15 protein-coding genes are annotated in these 16,640 nt (G+C 71.2%); 10 read left to right on the forward strand and 5 right to left on the reverse strand.

Annotated elements, in window-relative coordinates; translation table 11 throughout:
- Nucleotides 1-136 precede the first annotated feature (136 nt).
- The 3 genes from ACFZB9_RS05165 to ACFZB9_RS05175 all read left to right on the forward strand — a co-directional run bounded on the left by ACFZB9_RS05165 (nucleotide 137) and on the right by ACFZB9_RS05175 (nucleotide 3,995).
- Nucleotides 137-1,384, forward strand: a complete 1,248-nt coding sequence (locus tag ACFZB9_RS05165) for an Ig-like domain-containing protein (RefSeq protein ID WP_391443722.1) — start codon at nucleotides 137-139, stop codon at nucleotides 1,382-1,384.
- Nucleotides 1,385-1,475: 91 nt separating this feature from the next.
- On the forward strand, nucleotides 1,476-2,411 hold the full coding sequence (locus tag ACFZB9_RS05170; protein WP_391443724.1) for a MerR family transcriptional regulator: 936 nt from the start codon (nucleotides 1,476-1,478) through the stop codon (nucleotides 2,409-2,411).
- A 111-nt stretch (nucleotides 2,412-2,522) separates the two neighbouring features.
- Nucleotides 2,523-3,995, forward strand: coding sequence for a phytoene desaturase family protein (locus ACFZB9_RS05175; RefSeq protein WP_391443726.1), 1,473 nt, complete (start codon nucleotides 2,523-2,525; stop codon nucleotides 3,993-3,995).
- Nucleotides 3,996-4,026: 31 nt separating this feature from the next.
- Here ACFZB9_RS05175 and msrA read toward each other — a convergent pair whose 3' ends face one another.
- Nucleotides 4,027-4,692: a peptide-methionine (S)-S-oxide reductase MsrA gene (msrA, locus tag ACFZB9_RS05180; RefSeq protein ID WP_391443728.1), complete on the reverse strand. Its 666-nt coding sequence runs from the start codon at nucleotides 4,690-4,692 to the stop codon at nucleotides 4,027-4,029.
- Between the two features lie 113 nt (nucleotides 4,693-4,805).
- Between msrA and ACFZB9_RS05185 the strand changes: the two genes are divergently transcribed.
- From ACFZB9_RS05185 to ACFZB9_RS05195, 3 genes are all read left to right on the forward strand, one after another.
- Entirely contained in the window at nucleotides 4,806-5,960 is a 1,155-nt protein-coding gene (locus tag ACFZB9_RS05185; RefSeq protein WP_391443730.1) for a cystathionine gamma-synthase, read from the forward strand.
- A gap of 200 nt (nucleotides 5,961-6,160) precedes the next feature.
- Nucleotides 6,161-7,228, forward strand: a complete 1,068-nt coding sequence (locus ACFZB9_RS05190) for an ATP-binding cassette domain-containing protein (RefSeq protein ID WP_391443731.1) — start codon at nucleotides 6,161-6,163, stop codon at nucleotides 7,226-7,228.
- Nucleotide 7,229: 1 nt separating this feature from the next.
- Nucleotides 7,230-8,093, forward strand: a complete 864-nt coding sequence (locus ACFZB9_RS05195) for an ABC transporter permease (RefSeq protein WP_391443733.1) — start codon at nucleotides 7,230-7,232, stop codon at nucleotides 8,091-8,093.
- Between the two features lie 151 nt (nucleotides 8,094-8,244).
- On the opposite strand, the gene greA is transcribed toward ACFZB9_RS05195, so the two are convergent.
- Together greA and ACFZB9_RS05205 are read right to left on the reverse strand one after the other, a co-directional pair.
- The gene (gene greA, locus ACFZB9_RS05200) at nucleotides 8,245-8,745 is read right to left on the reverse strand and encodes a transcription elongation factor GreA (RefSeq protein WP_391443734.1); all 501 of its coding nucleotides are present in this window, start codon (nucleotides 8,743-8,745) and stop codon (nucleotides 8,245-8,247) included.
- A gap of 273 nt (nucleotides 8,746-9,018) precedes the next feature.
- Nucleotides 9,019-9,438, reverse strand: coding sequence for a DUF4307 domain-containing protein (locus ACFZB9_RS05205; RefSeq protein WP_391443736.1), 420 nt, complete (start codon nucleotides 9,436-9,438; stop codon nucleotides 9,019-9,021).
- Nucleotides 9,439-9,578: 140 nt separating this feature from the next.
- On the opposite strand from ACFZB9_RS05205, the gene mca reads away from it, so the two are divergent.
- The 4 genes from mca to ACFZB9_RS05225 all read left to right on the forward strand — a co-directional run bounded on the left by mca (nucleotide 9,579) and on the right by ACFZB9_RS05225 (nucleotide 14,143).
- Nucleotides 9,579-10,475 carry a mycothiol conjugate amidase Mca gene (gene mca / locus ACFZB9_RS05210; RefSeq protein ID WP_391443738.1) on the forward strand — a complete coding sequence of 299 codons (897 nt, stop codon included), beginning with the start codon at nucleotides 9,579-9,581 and terminating at the stop codon, nucleotides 10,473-10,475.
- A gap of 80 nt (nucleotides 10,476-10,555) precedes the next feature.
- Nucleotides 10,556-10,747 carry a hypothetical protein gene (locus tag ACFZB9_RS05215; RefSeq protein ID WP_327068579.1) on the forward strand — a complete coding sequence of 64 codons (192 nt, stop codon included), beginning with the start codon at nucleotides 10,556-10,558 and terminating at the stop codon, nucleotides 10,745-10,747.
- 521 nt (nucleotides 10,748-11,268) lie between these two features.
- Nucleotides 11,269-12,996 (forward strand): LCP family protein, encoded by a 1,728-nt coding sequence (locus ACFZB9_RS05220; protein ID WP_391444283.1) that lies wholly within the window; start codon nucleotides 11,269-11,271, stop codon nucleotides 12,994-12,996.
- A 124-nt stretch (nucleotides 12,997-13,120) separates the two neighbouring features.
- The gene (locus tag ACFZB9_RS05225) at nucleotides 13,121-14,143 is read left to right on the forward strand and encodes a peptidase inhibitor family I36 protein (protein ID WP_391443739.1); all 1,023 of its coding nucleotides are present in this window, start codon (nucleotides 13,121-13,123) and stop codon (nucleotides 14,141-14,143) included.
- 140 nt (nucleotides 14,144-14,283) lie between these two features.
- On the opposite strand, the gene ACFZB9_RS05230 is transcribed toward ACFZB9_RS05225, so the two are convergent.
- Together ACFZB9_RS05230 and ACFZB9_RS05235 are read right to left on the reverse strand one after the other, a co-directional pair.
- Nucleotides 14,284-15,378, reverse strand: a complete 1,095-nt coding sequence (locus ACFZB9_RS05230; protein WP_391443741.1) for a CU044_5270 family protein — start codon at nucleotides 15,376-15,378, stop codon at nucleotides 14,284-14,286.
- Nucleotides 15,375-16,016: an RNA polymerase sigma factor gene (locus ACFZB9_RS05235; RefSeq protein WP_391443742.1), complete on the reverse strand. Its 642-nt coding sequence runs from the start codon at nucleotides 16,014-16,016 to the stop codon at nucleotides 15,375-15,377. The genes ACFZB9_RS05230 and ACFZB9_RS05235 overlap by 4 nt, the downstream gene beginning before the upstream one ends.
- Nucleotides 16,017-16,640 lie beyond the last annotated feature (624 nt).

Here is a 16,640-nt window from a genome sequence, read left to right on the forward strand (position 1 = left end):
TCAGCTGGGCGGTATGTCCATTTTTGGCACAATCTCGCGCCATCTCATACGATCTGAACCTCTTCGGGGGGAACCGGTACGCCCTGGATCGAGTCGTTATATCCGATATGTGGATCGGCAGCAGGGAGACGGAGACGTGACACAGGAGCAGCGGGAGCGTGGCACGGACGGCGGAACCTGGAGCCGGCGAGGGGTGCTCGCCGGGCTGCTCGGCGCGCCGGTCCTGCTGGTCACGGCGTGCGGCGGCGGCAAGGGCGGCGGCTCCTCGACGGTCGGCTCGTCGAGCGCGGCCAGTCCCACCCCGAAGACCTCGGCGGCCGTGATCACCGTCTCGCCCGCCGACGGCACCCCCAACGCCGCCTTCGGCAAGCCGGTCACCGTGACCGTGGCCGAGGGCACGCTCGACTCGGTCAAGGTCACCGACGCCACCGGCAGGCAGCTGGCCGGGCAGCTCGCGGCCAACGGGCAGAGCTGGGCCAGCACCGACCCGCTGAGCAGCGGCACCCGGTACGCGGTGGCGGCCGTCGCCACCGACCGGGCCGAGCTGCAGACGGACGCCAACACCTCGTTCAGCACCGCCACCCCCGCCAACACCTTCGTCGGCTACTTCACGCCGGAGGACGGTTCCACGGTCGGCGTCGGGATGCCGGTCTCGATCACCTTCAACAAGCCGGTCACCGACCGCAAGGCCGTCCAGCAGGCGATCACCGTGACCGCCGAGCCCGGCGTGGAGATCGTCGGCCACTGGTACTCCAGCACCCGGCTGGACTTCCGCCCGCAGCAGTACTGGGCCAAGGGCACCAAGGTCACCCTGAAGCTGCGGCTCAAGGACGTCCAGGGGGCCGCCGGCGTCTACGGCACCCAGTCCAAGGACGTGGGCTTCACCGTCGGCCGGGCTCAGACCTCGGTGGCCGACCTCGCGGCCGGCACCCTCACGGTGACCACCGACGGCCAGGTCAGCGCCGTCTACAAGGTGATCGGCGGCTCGCCCCAGCACCGCACCTGGGCGGGCAGGATGGTCATCTCGGAGCGCTTCGAGCAGACCAAGATGGACTCCGCCACGGTCGGCCTCGGCGACGAGTACAACATCCCCGACGTGCCGCACGCCCAGCGGCTGACCACCTCGGGCACCTTCATCCACGGCAACTACTGGTCGGCGCCCTCGGCCTTCGGCAGCGCCAACACCAGCCACGGCTGCATCGCGCTGCGCGACGTCAAGGGCGCGGGCGACCCGGGCACCGACGGCGCGAAGTTCTACCGCGGCTCGATGGCCGGCGACGTGGTGGAGGTGGTCAACTCCGGTGACCGCACGGTCGATCCGGGCAACGGCCTGAGCGACTGGAACCTCTCCTGGGCCGACTGGAGGGCCGGCAGCGCGCTGTAGTGCGGGTGTCCGCCGCGGGCCGGGTGTCCGCCGCACTCCGGGTGTTCCTAGGCTTGAGTCTCCAGTGACGGGAGACCCCAAGGTGGTGGCCATGGACGACGACACCCTGCGCACGATCGGGGAACTGGCCCGTCTGACCGGCCTTTCGGTCAAGACCATCCGGTTCTGGTCCGACGCGGGCGTGGTGCCGCCGACCGACCGCACCCCCGCCGGCTACCGGCGCTACGGACCCGACGCGCTGGCCCGCCTGGACCTGGTGCGCACGCTGCGCGACCTCGGCGTCGACCTCGCCACCATCCAGCGGGTGCTGGCCCGCGAGGTCACCGTCGCCGAGGTCGCGGCCGCGCACGCCGAGGCCCTGGACGTGCAGATCCGCACGCTGCGGCTGCGCCGCTCCGTGCTGCGCGCGGTGGCCCGGCGGGGGGCCACACCTGAGGAGATGGAACTGATGCACAAGCTCGCCAAGCTCACCGACCAGGAACGCCGCCGCCTGATCAACGACTTCATCGACGAGGCCTTCGAAGGGCTGGACGTGGGGCCCGAGTTCGTGGCCAAGATGCGCGCCGCGATGCCCGAGCTCCCGGACGACCCGACCCCCGAGCAGACCGACGCCTGGGTCGAACTGGCCGAACTGGTGCAGGACCCGGCGTTCCGGGCCGGGGTCCGCAAGGCGGCCGCCTACCAGGCCGGCGACCGCGCGCTGGGCGCCAAGGAGGACGTGGCGGCCAACCAGGCGCTGGTGGACCTCGTGGTCAGCCGGGCCGGCGCGGCGCTGGCGGCCGGGATCAGCCCGTCGGCGGCCGTCGCAGGGCCGGTGCTCGACGAACTGGCCGGCGCCTTCGCCGCGTTCTTCGAGCGCCCGGACGGGCCGGAGTTCCGGGCCTGGCTGCTGGAGCGGATGGAGAACGGCAACGACCCGCGCTACGAGCGGTACTGGCAGCTGATCGGGCAGATCAACGGCTGGCCCGCGCAGCCCGCGCTCGGCCCGGCCTTCGGCTGGCTGACCGACGCGCTGCGGGCCGGCTGAGCCGCGGGCCGGCTGAGCCGCGGGGTGGGCCGGCCCGTGGGCCGACCCGAGGGCCGGCCCACCCCGCGAACTCCCGGCTGCGGCAAGCGGGTCGGGTCCTATGATCGACTCATGCGCACAGGTGGCAGGACCGGCAGCGGTGGCGCGCCCGACGCCGTGGTCATCGGCACCGGCCCGAACGGGCTGGCCGCCGGTGTCACGCTGGCCCGGGCCGGGCTGCGGGTGGAGCTGTACGAGGCCGCCGAGACCATCGGCGGCGGCCTGCGCAGCCTGCCGCTGTTCGATTCGCAGGTGCTGCACGACATCTGCGCCGCGGTGCACCCGATGGGCGCCGCCTCGCCCTTCTTCCGCGCCTTCGACCTGGCCGCGCACGGCGTCCAACTGCTGCGGGCACCGGTGGCCTACGGGCATCCGCTGCCCACCGGGCCCGCCGCACTGGCCTGGCACGACCTGGACACCACGGTGGCCGGGCTGGGGGCGGACGGCCCGGCCTGGCGCCGGCTGATGGCGCCGCTGGTCGAGCACAGCGACCAGGTCGTCCGGTTCTTCCTCTCCGACCTGCGCACCCCGCCCACCGACCTGGCCACCCCGCTGCTGCTGGCCGAGCGGATCCTGCGGCACGGCACCGGGCTGGCCCGCCACCAGTTCCGCACCGAGCAGGCCGCAGCGCTGCTGGCGGGCGTCGCCGCGCACGGCGTGGGGCGGCTGCCCTCGCCGGCCGCCGGCGCGATCGCGGTGCTGCTCGGCCACCTCGCCCACGGCAGCGGCTGGCCGCTGGCCCGTGGCGGCTCGCAGGCGATCGCCCAGGCCCTGGCCGAGGACATCACCGCGCTCGGCGGGGTGATCCACACCGGTACCCCCGTCACCGACCTGCGGGAGCTGCCGCGGGCCAAGGCGGTGCTCGCCGACGTCGCCCCCAAGGGCCTGCTCGCGCTGGCCGGGTCACGGCTGCCGAGCGGGTACGCCCGACAGCTGGCCCGCTACCGCTACGGGCCGGCCGCCGCCAAGGTCGACTACCTGGTCGGCGAGGCGATCCCGTGGGCCGACGCGGGCCTGCGCCAGGCCGGCACCGTCCACCTGGGCGGCACCCGGGCCCAGCTCTACGCGGGCGAGAGCCTGACCGCGCGCGGCCGGCTCTCGCCCAGCCCGTTCGTGCTGGTCGTCGACCCCGCCGTGACCGACCCGGGCCGGGCCCACGGTGGCCGCCGCCCGGTCTGGGCCTACGCGCACGTCCCGCACGGCGACCCGGTGGACCGCTACGAGCTGGTGACCTCGGCCATCGAGCGCTACGCCCCGGGGTTCCGGGACACGGTGCTGGCCCACCGCACGGTCACCGGCGCGCAGTGGGAGGCGTACAACCCCAACTACGTGGGCGGCGACATCGGCGCGGGCGCGATCAGCCTGCGGCAGACGCTCTTGCGGCCCACTGTGCGCTGGAACCCGTACCGCACCGCGCTGCCCGGCCTCTACCTCTGCTCCGCCGCCACCCCGCCCGGCCCGGCCGTCCACGGCATGTCCGGCTACCTCGCCGCCCGCTCGGCCCTGCGCCGCGAGTTCGGCATCCGCCTGGCGCAGTTGCCCTGAGGGCGGGCGGCGCGCCGGTCGGTCACCGTGGTCAGCCGTCCGTCTTCGCGACGCCGATGGGGCAGCTGGCGCCGGTGCCGCCCAGGCCGCAGTAGCCGCCCGGGTTCTTGGCGTCGGAGAGGTACTGCTGGTGGTAGGGCTCGGCGGGATAGAAGGGGCCGGCGGGGGCGATCTCGGTGGTGATGGGGCCCAGGCCCAGGCGGGTGAGGGCCGGCTGGAAGGCGTCCCGGGTGGTGTGGGCGGCGGCCAGTTGGGCGGGGGAGTGGGTGTAGACGGCGGAGCGGTACTGGGTGCCGACGTCGTTGCCCTGGCGGTTGCCCTGGGTCGGGTTGTGGGCCTCCCAGAAGGTCTTGAGCAGCGTCTCGTAGGAGATCAGCGCGGGGTCGAAGACGACCCGCACGGCTTCGGTGTGCCCGGTCAGGCCGCTGCACACCTCCTCGTAGGTCGGGTTGGGGGTGTGGCCGCCCTGGTAGCCGACCAGGGTGGTCCAGACGCCGGGCAGGCGCCAGAACGTCCGTTCCGCACCCCAGAAGCAGCCCAGACCGAAGTCGGCGACCTCGAGACCGGGCGGGTACGGGCCGGTCAGCGGGTGGCCGAGCACGGTGTGCGACTCGGCCAGGGTGAAGGCGGGGGCCGCACGCCCGGGCAGGGCCTGGTCGGCGGTGACGAGCGCGGTCTTGTGGCGGTTGAACAGCATGTCCGGTGAACGCCCGGGCCGGGCCGGGGATTCCGCCGCCGCGGGCCCGCCCCGGTGGCCGGGTCGGGCCGACAGCGCGCCCGGGCCGTCCGGGTGCCACTACGCTCGGTCGTATGACTGAGCACCAGCACCCTCAGGGCTTCGAGACCCTCGCCATCCACGCGGGTCAGGAAGCCGACCCCCTGACCGGGGCGGTCGTCCCTCCCATCTACCAGGTGTCGACCTACAAGCAGGACGGCGTCGGCGGCCTGCGCGGCGGTTACGAGTACAGCCGGTCGGCGAACCCGACCCGTACCGCGCTGGAGGAGTGCCTGGCGGCACTGGAGGGCGGGCAGCGCGGGCTGGCCTTCGCCTCCGGCCTGGCCGCCGAGGACACCTTGCTGCGCACCGTGCTCGCCCCCGGCGACCACATCGTGATCCCCAACGACGCCTACGGCGGCACCTTCCGGCTCTTCAACGCGGTGCTGACCCGCTGGGGCGTGGACTTCTCGGTGGCCGACACCCAGCACCCCGAGAAGGTCCGCGAGGCACTGAAGCCGAACACCAAGGCGGTCTGGGTGGAGACGCCCAGCAACCCGCTGCTCGGCGTGACCGACATCGCCGCCGTCGCGCAGATCGCGCACGAGGCGGGCGCGCTGCTCGTGGTGGACAACACCTTCGCCAGCCCCTACCTCCAGCAGCCGCTGGCGCTGGGCGCGGACGTCGTGGTGCACTCCACCACCAAGTACATGGGCGGGCACTCCGACGTGGTCGGCGGCGCGCTGGTGGCGGCGGACGCCGAGCTCGGCGAGAAGCTGGCCTACCACCAGAACGCGATGGGCGCGGTGGCCGGGCCGTTCGACTCCTGGCTGGTGCTGCGCGGGATCAAGACCCTGGGCGTCCGGATGGACCGGCACACCGCCAACGCCGAGCAGATCGTGGCGCTGCTGGCCCGGCACCCGAAGGTCACCCAGATCTTCTACCCGGGTCTGGCCTCGCACGCCAACCACGAGGTGGCGGCCAAGCAGATGAAGGCCTTCGGCGGCATGGTCTCGTTCCGGGTCGAGGGCGGCGAGCAGGCGGCGGTCGACGTCTGCAACCGGGCCCGGCTGTTCACCCTCGGCGAGTCGCTGGGCGGCGTCGAGTCGCTGATCGAGCACCCCGGGCGGATGACGCACGCCTCGGTGGCCGGCTCGCTGCTGGAGGTCCCGGCGGACCTGGTGCGGCTGTCGGTGGGCATCGAGTCGGCCGACGACCTGGTCGCCGACCTGGCCCACGCGCTGGGCTGATCCCCTCCGGCCCGCTGTCGGGCCGAGCTGAGGGAGCGCGAGGGCGCTCCGGTCCGCAGGGCGGGACCGGGGCGCCCTCGGCGTCTGCGGAGCAGGGCGGCCGGTCGGGGCCGGGTGGCCGGATGGGGCCGGTCGGGTGACAGTGGTTCTGTACTGCGCCCGCCCCTCCTGTGCCCGCTCCGAGCAGATGGGACAGCCCGATGCCACCAGCGATCCAGGCCGAGAACCTGGTGAAGACCTTCGGCGACGTGCGAGCGCTGGACGGGGTGAGCCTGGATGTCCCGGAGGGGACGGTGCTCGGCCTGCTCGGCCCCAACGGCGCGGGCAAGACCACCACCGTGCGGGTCCTCACCACGCTGCTGCGGCCCGACTCCGGCAGCGCCACGGTGGCCGGGCTCGACGTGCTGCGCCACCCCAACCAGGTGCGCAGCCTGATCGGCCTGTCCGGCCAGTACGCGGCCGTCGACGAGTATCTGACCGGGCGTGAGAACCTGCAGATGGTCGGCGAGTTGTACCAGATGCCGGCCAGGGCGGCGCGGGCGAGAGCGCTGGAGCTGCTGGAGTGGTTCAACCTCTCGGCGGCGGCCGACCGCACGGCCAAGACCTACTCCGGCGGCATGCGGCGCCGCCTCGACCTGGCGGCCGCGCTGGTGGTGCGGCCGCCGGTGATGTTCCTGGACGAGCCGACCACCGGGCTGGACCCGCGCAACCGGCTGGCGCTCTGGGAGGTCATCGAGAGCCTGGTCGAACAGGGCACCACGCTGCTGCTCACCACCCAGTACCTGGAGGAGGCCGACCGGCTGGCCCACGACATCGCGGTGGTCGACCACGGCAAGGTGATCGCGCGCGGCACCGCCGACCAGCTCAAGGCGCAGATCGGCGGCGAGCGGGTGGAGGTGGTGGTGCACGAGGCCGAGCTGATCGGCGCCGCCGTGGCGGCGCTGAAGGGCTACGCGGTGGGCGAGCCCAGCGTGGAGAAGAACACCCGGCGGATCACCATGCCGGTCACCGGCGGTGCCCGGGTGCTGGCCGACGTGATCCGTGAACTGGACTCGCGGGAGATCGAGATCGACGACATCGGGCTGCGCCGGCCCACCCTGGACGACGTCTTCCTGGCGCTGACCGGGCACGCCACGCTGGCGGAGGACGGCGAGGCCTCGAACGGCGAGAACGGCGAGCACGCCGAGAACAGCGAGCGCGGCGAGCACGGCGAGCACGGTGCGCCGTCCGGCGGGCGCCGGGGTCGGCGCGCCCGGAAGGAGGCCTGAGATGAGCGCGTCCACCGCGACCGAGCACGCCATCGGCGGTGCCGTCCCGCGTCAGCGGCACGGGATCGCGGCCGTGCTGCACGACTCCTGGGTGATCGCCCGGCGCAATTTGCGCAGGATGTCCAGAATTCCGGAAATCGTGGTCTTCGGGCTGCTTCAGCCGGTGATGTTCGTGCTGCTCTTCTCGTATGTGATGGGCGGCGCCATCAAGATCCCGATGGCCGGCTCCAGTTCCTCGATCTACATCCAGTTCCTGATGGCCGGCATCTTCGCGCAGACCGTCACCTTCGCGGTGGCGGGCGCCTCGGCCGGCATCGCCGAGGACATGACCAAGGGCCTGGTGGACCGGTTCCGCTCGCTGCCGATGACCCGCTCGGCGGTGCTCTCCGGGCGGACCCTGGCCGACCTGGTGCAGACCGCGTTCACGCTGATAGTCCTCGCGCTGGTGGCACTCGCCGTCGGCTGGCGGATCCATCACGGGTTCTTCCGGGCGCTGGCGGCGTTCGCGCTGCTCCTGCTGCTCGGCTACGCGTTCTCCTGGATCGGCGCGCTGATCGGGCTCTCGGTGCGCAGCCCGGAGGCGGCCACCTCCGCCGGGCTGATCTGGCTCTTCCCGCTGACCTTCATCTCCAACGCCTTCGTGCCGATCAGCAGCATGCCGGGCTGGCTGCAGCCGGTCGCCTACTGGAACCCGTTCAGCTCGACCGTGCAGGCCTGCCGTGACCTGTTCGGCAACCAGATCGGGCCGGTGGACTCCGCCTGGCCGATGCAGCACGCGATCGGGGTGTCGATCGTCTCCTCGCTGCTGGTGCTGGCGGTCTTCTCCTGGCTCTCGGTGCGCAAGTACCGCTCCGCGGTCGGATGACCGGGGGCCGCTCCGTGGTCGGATGACGGGGGGCCGCTCCGCGGTCGGATGACCGGGGGCCGCTCCGTGGTCGGATGACGGCTCAGCACAGACGGCGGTGGGCCCGGACGATGTCGTCCGGGCCCACCGCCGTCGCGCGGGCGTGGCCGGGTCAGCCGGTGAAGGGCTTGACCTCGATGATCCGCACGCTGGCCTTCTTGCCGTTCGGCAGCTCGTACTGGGCGTCCTCGCCGATCTTCTTGCCGTCGATCGAGCGGCCGAGCGGCGACTGCGGCGAGTAGACGTCCAGGTCGTCGTCGCCGGCCACCTCGCGGGAGCCGAGCAGGAAGACCATGGTGTCGTCGGGGTCGCCGCCGAAGGCGACGGTGACGATCATGCCGGGGGCGACCACGCCGGAGTCCGCGGGGGCCTCGCCGACCTTGGCGCGTTCCAGGAGCTGGGTGAGCTGGCGGACCCGCAGCTCCATCTTGCCCTGCTCCTCGCGGGCGGCGTGGTAGCCGGCGTTCTCCTTGAGGTCACCCTCCTCGCGCGCGGCCTCGATCTTCTGCGTGATCTCGGCGCGCATCGGGCCGGTCAGATGCGCGAGCTCGTTCCTGAGCTTGTCGTAGGCGGCCGGAGTGAGCCAGGTCACGGTCTCGCTGGTCTGGGTCACGGGTGCTCCTCGTCGGTGCTGGGAGGTGCTGAGGGTTGTCGTCAGCAGGTACAGGTACTACAGGTGCTACAGGTGCTCTCTACAAAGCAACGCCCGCCTCCGAGCCATCCGGCACGGAAGGGGCGAAACCACGAGCCTAACAATGTCCGGCCCGCAGTGGGAGTCCGGTAGCGGTGCGTTAACGGTCAGTTTGTCCGGGCCGTTCAGAGGCATCTGCCCGGTCGGGGGCCAGGTCAACCCCACCAGGGCGGGCGGGGGCCCGCGTTGACGGCGCTACTTCGCGGGGGTGCAGCCCATCAGCTCGGCCGTGGTGCCGCGGGCGGTGGTGTGGATCGTGACCGTCTGGACGAACGTGGTGCCCGCCTTGGGCACCGGGACGTCGAGCATGCCGACCACCGAGCCGTCGGCGGCCTGCGAGCGGATCGTGCAGGTGCCGCCGGTGCCGGAGTCCTTGGTGACCGACAGTTCGGCCTGCACCGCGCTGTCGGAGAGCGGGTTGAAGACCGGGACCGCGCCGTTGAGCTTGGTGGCGGTCATCAGGTACGAGCCGCCGAGCCAGGCCACCAGGCCCAGCAGCAGGACCGCCAGCACGGCGCCGACCAGCTTGAGGGTGCGGTCCGCCTGCTCGTCGCTCTGCCGGCCGTAACGGCCCTGGGGCAGGGAGTCGGAGGCGGTGCTGCTGGTGGCGGTCATGGCAGGATCAGTCCCTTCCGGGAAGACCGCGGGCTGCGGGCACCCGTCCACGCGCTGGGCGGCGGGAATGTGCGGGCCTTCCAGTCCGTCACTATAGGGGGACGATGCTGAGCCCGGACATTCCCGGAAGGAACCAGGCGTTGACTGAGCAGTTGCGGCTGATGGCGGTGCACGCGCACCCGGACGACGAGTCCAGCAAGGGCGCGGCCACCATGGCCATGTATGTCGCCAAGGGCGTTGAGGTGCTGGTCGCCACCTGCACCGGGGGCGAGCGCGGTTCGGTGCTGAACCCCAAGCTCCAGGGCGACCCTTTTGTCGAGGAGAACATCCACGAGGTCCGCCGCAAGGAGATGGACGCCGCCCGGGAGATCCTGGGCGTCGACCAGGCCTGGCTGGGTTTCGTCGACTCGGGCCTGCCCGAGGGCGACCCGCTGCCGCCGCTGCCCGAGGGCTGCTTCGCGCTGCAGGACGTCGAGGCGGCGGCCGAGCCGCTGGTGCGCCTGATCCGCGAGTTCAAGCCGCAGGTGATCACCACCTACGACGAGAACGGCGGGTACCCGCACCCCGACCACATCATGACCCACAAGATCACCATGCGGGCCTTCGACGCCGCCGGGGACCCGGACGCCTACCCGGCGGCCGGCGAGCCCTGGCAGCCGCTGAAGCTCTACTACAACCACGGCTTCCCGATGGGCCGGATCCGCGCCCTGCACCAGTACCTCACCGAGCACGGCCTCGACTCCCCGTACGGCGAGTGGATCGCGGGCTGGGAGAAGAGCGGCCGCGCCGAGCGGGAGATCACCACCCGGGTGCACTGTGCGGACTGGTTCGAGACCCGTGACCGGGCGCTGATCGCGCACGCCACCCAGATCGACCCGGACGGCCCGTGGTTCCGGGTGCCACTGGAGGTGCAGCGCGAGGTCTGGCCGACCGAGGACTACGAGCTGGCCCGCTCGCTGGTCGACACCGACCTGCCGGAGGACGATCTCTTCGCCGGCCTGCGCGCCACCAGCCTGGCGGGGGACACGGCGCAGTAGTCGCCCTGGTGGGGCGTGTCGCGCGCGACACGCCCCACCCCGGTGACCCGGTCCATGGGGAGCCGGGTCACCATGGAGCAATGAGCGCTCCCCTGAACCTTGCCCACGCCACCACCCAGCTTGCCTACGACCCCAACTCGGTCACCCCGGGCCTGCTGGGCTTCGTCGTCTTCTGCGGGCTGGGCGTCGCCACCTGGTTCCTGCTGAAGTCGATGAACTCGCGCTTCAAGCGGGTCGACTTCGCCGAGGAGCCGGAGAGCCCCAAGGAGTAGCCGGCGCGCGGGCTCGGCGCCGTGCGCCGGACGCCGTGCGCCGCGGTGCCTGCCGCGCCGTCCGCCGCGCCGCCTGCCGTGGTGCCCGTCCGGTCGGTGACGTCGATCACTGCCCGCGTCGGCCAACTCCCGCACCACCGCGTCCGTTTCCTTCAGGTCCGCCCCCGCCCCACGCCGCGCGACCGTGCCGACAGCGCCGGTCAGCGGCCTGCTGAACCAGTCCTGGCCGGGCAGCCGTTATGTGTCGCCGGTCACTCAACTGCCGTGCCGGTGGTGCTCGCTCCGCTCTTAAGTCTTATAAGGGTGGGCGGCTATGCTGCGCGCCTGGGAACCGAGGCCCGACACGCCGACGTCCAGACAGGCACGAACCAAGCAACGCTTCTCGGCACCGGCCGCGAGCGACTGATGGATCCGGAGGATCACCGGCTACTTCGCGACCGAACCGCACGGGTGGACCGTGCCGTTGGTCACAGGTGACACGGTCGGCGATCGACGGCGGAAGGACAGCGGACGTGAGCGGAATGCAGGTGGACACCCCCGGTCCCGGGCCACGTCGGCGTGCGCGCGGCGCCCAGACGCCGCCCCCCTCGACCGGTGGCCGGGCGGCCGCTCGCAAGAGCCGCAAGCCCAAGCGGCGCGGCCTGCGCATCCTCGCCTACACCACGGCCGGTCTGGTGCTGGTCACCGGCGGCACCTTCGGCTACATCTACGAGAAGCTGAACGGCAACATCAAGCACTCGGCGCTCTTCGCCGGGACCTCGGGCGACGCGGGCCACGAGACGCCGGACGCCTTCGGCCGTACCCCGATCAACATCATGGTGATCGGCTCCGACCAGCGTGACAACGCGGCCGACTGCGCGATCGGCGGCGACTGCGGGCCCGGCGCCAACGCCGACGTGGAGATGGTGCTGCATGTCTCGGCGGACCGCAGCAACGCGACCGTGATGAGCGTCCCGCGCGACCTCATGACGGACCTGCCCGGCTGCACGGACACCCAGAACCACACCAGCATGAAGCCGCACCGGGACATGATCAACAGCACCCTGGACTACGGCCCCGGCTGTACGGTGGCCGCCGTCCACCAGCTGACCGGTATACCCATCGACCACTTCATGATGGTCGACTTCACCGGCGTGGTGCAGATGTCGGACGCGGTCGGCGGCGTGCCGGTCTGCGTGGACAACAACGTCTACGACCCGTACTCGCACCTCAAGCTGAAGAAGGGCAACCACACCCTCCAGGGCATGGCCGCCCTGCAGTTCGTCCGGACCCGGCACGGCTTCGGCGACGGCAGCGACCTGGGCCGCACGGTCGCCCAGCACATGTTCCTCAGCTCGATGGTCCGCCAGCTCAAGAGCGCGGGCACGCTGACCAACCCCACCGCGGTGCTCTCGCTGGCGAACGCCGCCACCAAGGCGCTGACCGTCGACAACGGGCTCAGCGGGATCACCAACCTGGTGGGCCTGGCGAACGACCTCAACAAGGTGCCGGCCAACCGCATCACCATGACCACGATGCAGAACGAGCCCGACAACCTGAAGGGCGAGGACGGCCGGGTGCTGGTCGCGCCGGCCGCGAAGAACCTGTTCTCCGCGATCACCAACGACGTCTCGCTGACCACCGGCAGCGGCGACAAGTCCTCCGCCGCAGCCTCCGCCACCTCGACCGCGGATCCCAACGCGTCGTCGGCCGCGCCGACCCCCGCGGCCAGCTCCGCGCCGCCCGCGGCGCCCGCCGGCGCACCGAAGAGCGAGATCGCGGTCCACGTGAAGAACGGCAGCGGCTCGGCCGGGCGCGCCGGTGAGATCGCCACCGCGCTGAAGGAGGCCGGGTACAACTCCGGTACCTCCGCCGCCAACGCCGTGGCCACCTCGGAGACCAGCGAGGTCACCTACACCGCCGGCCGCGAGGCCGACGCCCAGGAGGTCGCCGCCTCGGTCGGCCTGCCCGCCTCCGCCGTCAAGCCCGGCGAGGGCCCCGGGATCACCCTGGTGATCGGCAAGGACTGGACCAGCGGCACCACCTTCGGCTCCGCCCCCGCCGGCGGCTCCGGCAACGGCGCCCCCGCCTCCGCTCCCGCCCCCGTCAACACCCAGCAGGCGCTGAGCAACAGCGACGCCCAGACCGCCGACGACTCCACCAAGTGCGCCCAGGTCAGCACCCAGGACACGGTGGCGATCAACGGCGTGGGCATGAGCCCGATCAAGGCCTACGACAAGAGCCCGAGCGTCCCGGACTCGGCTCCCTGATCGACCCCGCCACGGCCGTCCCGGTCCACCGTCAGCCCGCTGGGGCGCCGGTGGACCGGGGCGGCCGTGTTCTTCCGCCCTGAGGGCCGCCCTGATCGTCGTGGCTCCGGACCGACTGCCGGAGTTGCAGACGGAGCAGGCTGAGGCGACCACCACGGCCATCGAGTCCGACACGTTCGACCCTCTGCGTGGGTTCCTGCTGCGCTGGGCTGTCGTGGTCGAGGTCGAGCGCCGCCAGCCTTCGTTGCTTGAGTTGAGAACGTGCACGCGGGAGACAGGTCAGCCCGTGCTGAGGTCGATCTCCATCGAGAACGGAGTCGTCGTGAACCGACTCGCCACCGCCACCTCGCCCGAGTGGGCGCCCGATACAGCAGGCCAACGTGACAGTCATCTTTTGGCTGCCCACGATTTGACTTTCGCTTACAGGTCAGCAGCTATCGTGAGGCTGCTTCGGAACTGGCCGGAGCCTCCAGCTCGAATTCACAGAGCGGCTGTCACCCCTTTCCCGATCGGATCTGCTTTGCGTCTTCGATACGCAGTTGTCCTCCCGGCTGCTCTTATGGCCTCGGCCATCATGCCCATAGCGAATGCCGTGACACCGGCCCCGTCCGGTGCGCGCCCGGTGCCGAGTGTGCAGCGGGATATCGATGAGCACCTTCGCAAGTTCCCCGGCGGCATTCAGGTGTCGGACAACGCCATCGCCTACGGCAACGGTGAGGCGGTGGCGGTGTTCCCCAGCCCGGGCGAGGAGCACGCGCCGACGGGCCTGGGCCCCAACGTCCGCACGGCCGAGGCTGCGGGGATGGGCCTGCTGGCGGGCGCAAACGATCGGGAGGCTCGCGCTGTCGAGGGATGCCCAGCGGGCAGGCCGGACAACAGGTGGTACTGCTTCTACGAGCACAAGGACTACGGGGGCGCTCGGTGGCAGTTTCACGACACCAGAGTCGGGTGGGCGACGGACTGGGGGTTCAATGACATGACGTCGTCCTGGGTCAACACGCAGAATCACAAGTACCGCACCTACAATCACATCGACAAGCAGAATAATCGCATGTGGGACCCGCTGTGGGACATGGCGGGCAATTCCAAGTCATCCCAGGTGGACCCCAATTTCAACGACCAAATGTCGGGCTGGTACAGGCTCTGATCCTCGGTCGGCTGCCTCACCCCTGCGGGGTTCGGCGTGTGCGGGGTGACGGCCAGCCGTCGTAGCGGGCGGTCCCCAGGCCAAGGCCGGGGGACCGCCCCGTCGTTGTGCGTGGGCCTGGGCATCGCCGGGATTGGCAGTTACGTAGTGGGGGCGGCCTGGGTGTCGGCCTCAAGGTAGGCGGTGTAGGAGGTGAGGGACGGGATGGGGACCGCGAGCCTGCCTGCGGTCTCGGTGAGGACTTTCTCGTCATCGATGATCCGGCCGTTGCCCGGGTCGACGATCACGGTGTGCCGGTTGGGCAGTCCGCCGAGGTCGTTGTCCAGGGAGAAGGCCTTGCCGGTCCGTCCGGCACGGTCGACAGTGGTGCCCTCGTAGGTGAGGCCCGGGACGGTGGCCAGCACGCGTAGGAGGGCGGCGCGTTCGGGGGCGCTGAGGACGCGTTCCCTGATCAGGTCAGTGACGGCGACCAGGGTCTCGGCGGGGCCGTTCTGCGCAGGGTGCGCCTTCTGAAGCCAGGACTTGAGCGCCTGAGGGTCCGTGGGGGGCCGGTCCGCCCAGTGCCGGGGGAGCTCGTCGGCGGGCCGGTTCTTGATCTCAGCCTTGCCCGGGCCGGTCGCCCAGCCTTGTTCCTTCCAGTACACGCGGTAGGCCTGGTCGGGGAACTCGGGCGCGTCGTCGCGGCGGATCGTGACGGCGGTGCCGTCCGGGCGCTGCCACAGCTCGTCCTCGACGGGGACAACGGCAGTGGCGGTCTTCTCGCCGACGCGGGTGTTCATGTACCAGCCACGGCTCTTGATGTGCTCCGTACCGGTCACTGTGGCATCCGGCTGACGGGCGGCGATATCCGCGAGCCGATCGAGGATCTGAGGGGCGTCCTGGGCGGGGCTGTCCTGGATGTAGCTGAGGGGCTTGGGCGTTGCCGCCATCGCGGGAGCAGTCGTCCCGGGCAGGAGAACGCTCACCCCCAGGCTGAGTGCCCCCGCGCCGGCGAGTGTTCCGGTCAACGTGAGGACGCGCCGGCGCCGCGGCCAGGCCAGCCATCCGCCCGTGGCCGCAATCGCCGTGCTGCCGTCCTTCCGGGCCATCTGCTTCCAACTGTTCATCAACTGCTCCTTCATCTGGTGGTGACGGCCGACGGGAAAGTCCCGTGGGCCGGGCACGGGAAGCATCCGCGAAAGTTCCCAGAGGTCGTCGTCGTGGTGCTGCGCCGTCGGGGTGTCCTCGCCCGTCATCGCACACTCCTCTCTCGTTCGGTCGCGTACTCGCGGTTGTCTGTCACCTGCCGTGCCGGGTGGGCGTGTTCCATGCCCGGACCGGGATTCGCCTCGGCGAGCTTGTCCAGGCGCCGGCGTGCCCGGGACAGGCGCGAGCGAACGGTCCCCACGGCCACGCCCAGTGCCTCGGCGGCAGAGGCGTAGTCGAGGCCCGCCCACACGCACAGGGCCAGCACGTCGCGGTCGACGCGAGGAAGAAGCCTCAGCGACCGGCCGACGGCTGCGACCCTCTGCTGATCCGCCATTCGTGCCACGAGCTCGTCGGCGAAGTCCGGAAGGGCCCGGGGTTCAGGCATCCTGTCCATCAGCGCCCGGTGCCGGCGGGCCACCCGCCTGTGGCGGTGCACCACGTTGGTGGCGATCCCGAGCAGCCAGGGCAGCAGACACCCGCCGTCGGGCTCGACCCTGGAGCGCAGCCGCCAGGCCTCCATGAACACCAGCGACGTGCAGTCCTCTGCGGCGGACCAGTCGGCGGTCAGGCGGAAGCAGTGGTTGTACACCCTTGTCCCGAAGTCGCTGAAGAGCGCATCGAAGGCGCTCTCGTCGCCGGCCCGGACACGGGCGCGAAATCCTGGATCCATACCCAGTACTGCCATATTCGTATACATAGTTCCTGTGGCAGTGATCACACGGCGTCTGTCGATCGGTGCTCGCCAATGGCCGCCGGTCCGACCCTCCAGTCCAATTGGCACTGTCTCCCGTCTCCTGCGTGGCGCGCTGGGCGGTGGCACCGTATTTCGAGGGCGGAGCCGGGTGTGCCCGCATGCCGGTGGCGGGCGCAGGTGAGGATGCCGCGGCGTCGCCGTGGTCGCGAAGGTGAGTGGCAGCCGCTCGGGGGAGATTCGCCCAACGGCGTGAGTTTCTTGGCCATGAAACGACTTCTCATGAACTGTCGGCGTAAAGACCTGTGCACTGACAGTTGATGCCGTGGATCGGTATCGCAGTCTCCGGCGGCGGCTTTCGGTAGGGCCGTCGACACGAGGGCGCACAGCCTTGTTCATGACGCCTGGTGGATCCCGATTATCTCCGACTCGCCTGCTTCCTTTGGTGGATCGAGCGGGCAACCAAAGATGACTTGAACGGGCATTGTCGGTGACGACGTCGACGCTGGACGGCAGGACGACAGCGGACACCAGATGTGACGTACCGGTCCTGGACCGGCCGGCAGCCCCGGGGTCGGCCCTTCCCACTCCTCACCTGACCTCCGGATGAATGTGGAT

This window comes from Kitasatospora sp. NPDC008050, from assembly GCF_042957465.1.
GTDB lineage: Bacteria > Actinomycetota > Actinomycetes > Streptomycetales > Streptomycetaceae > Kitasatospora.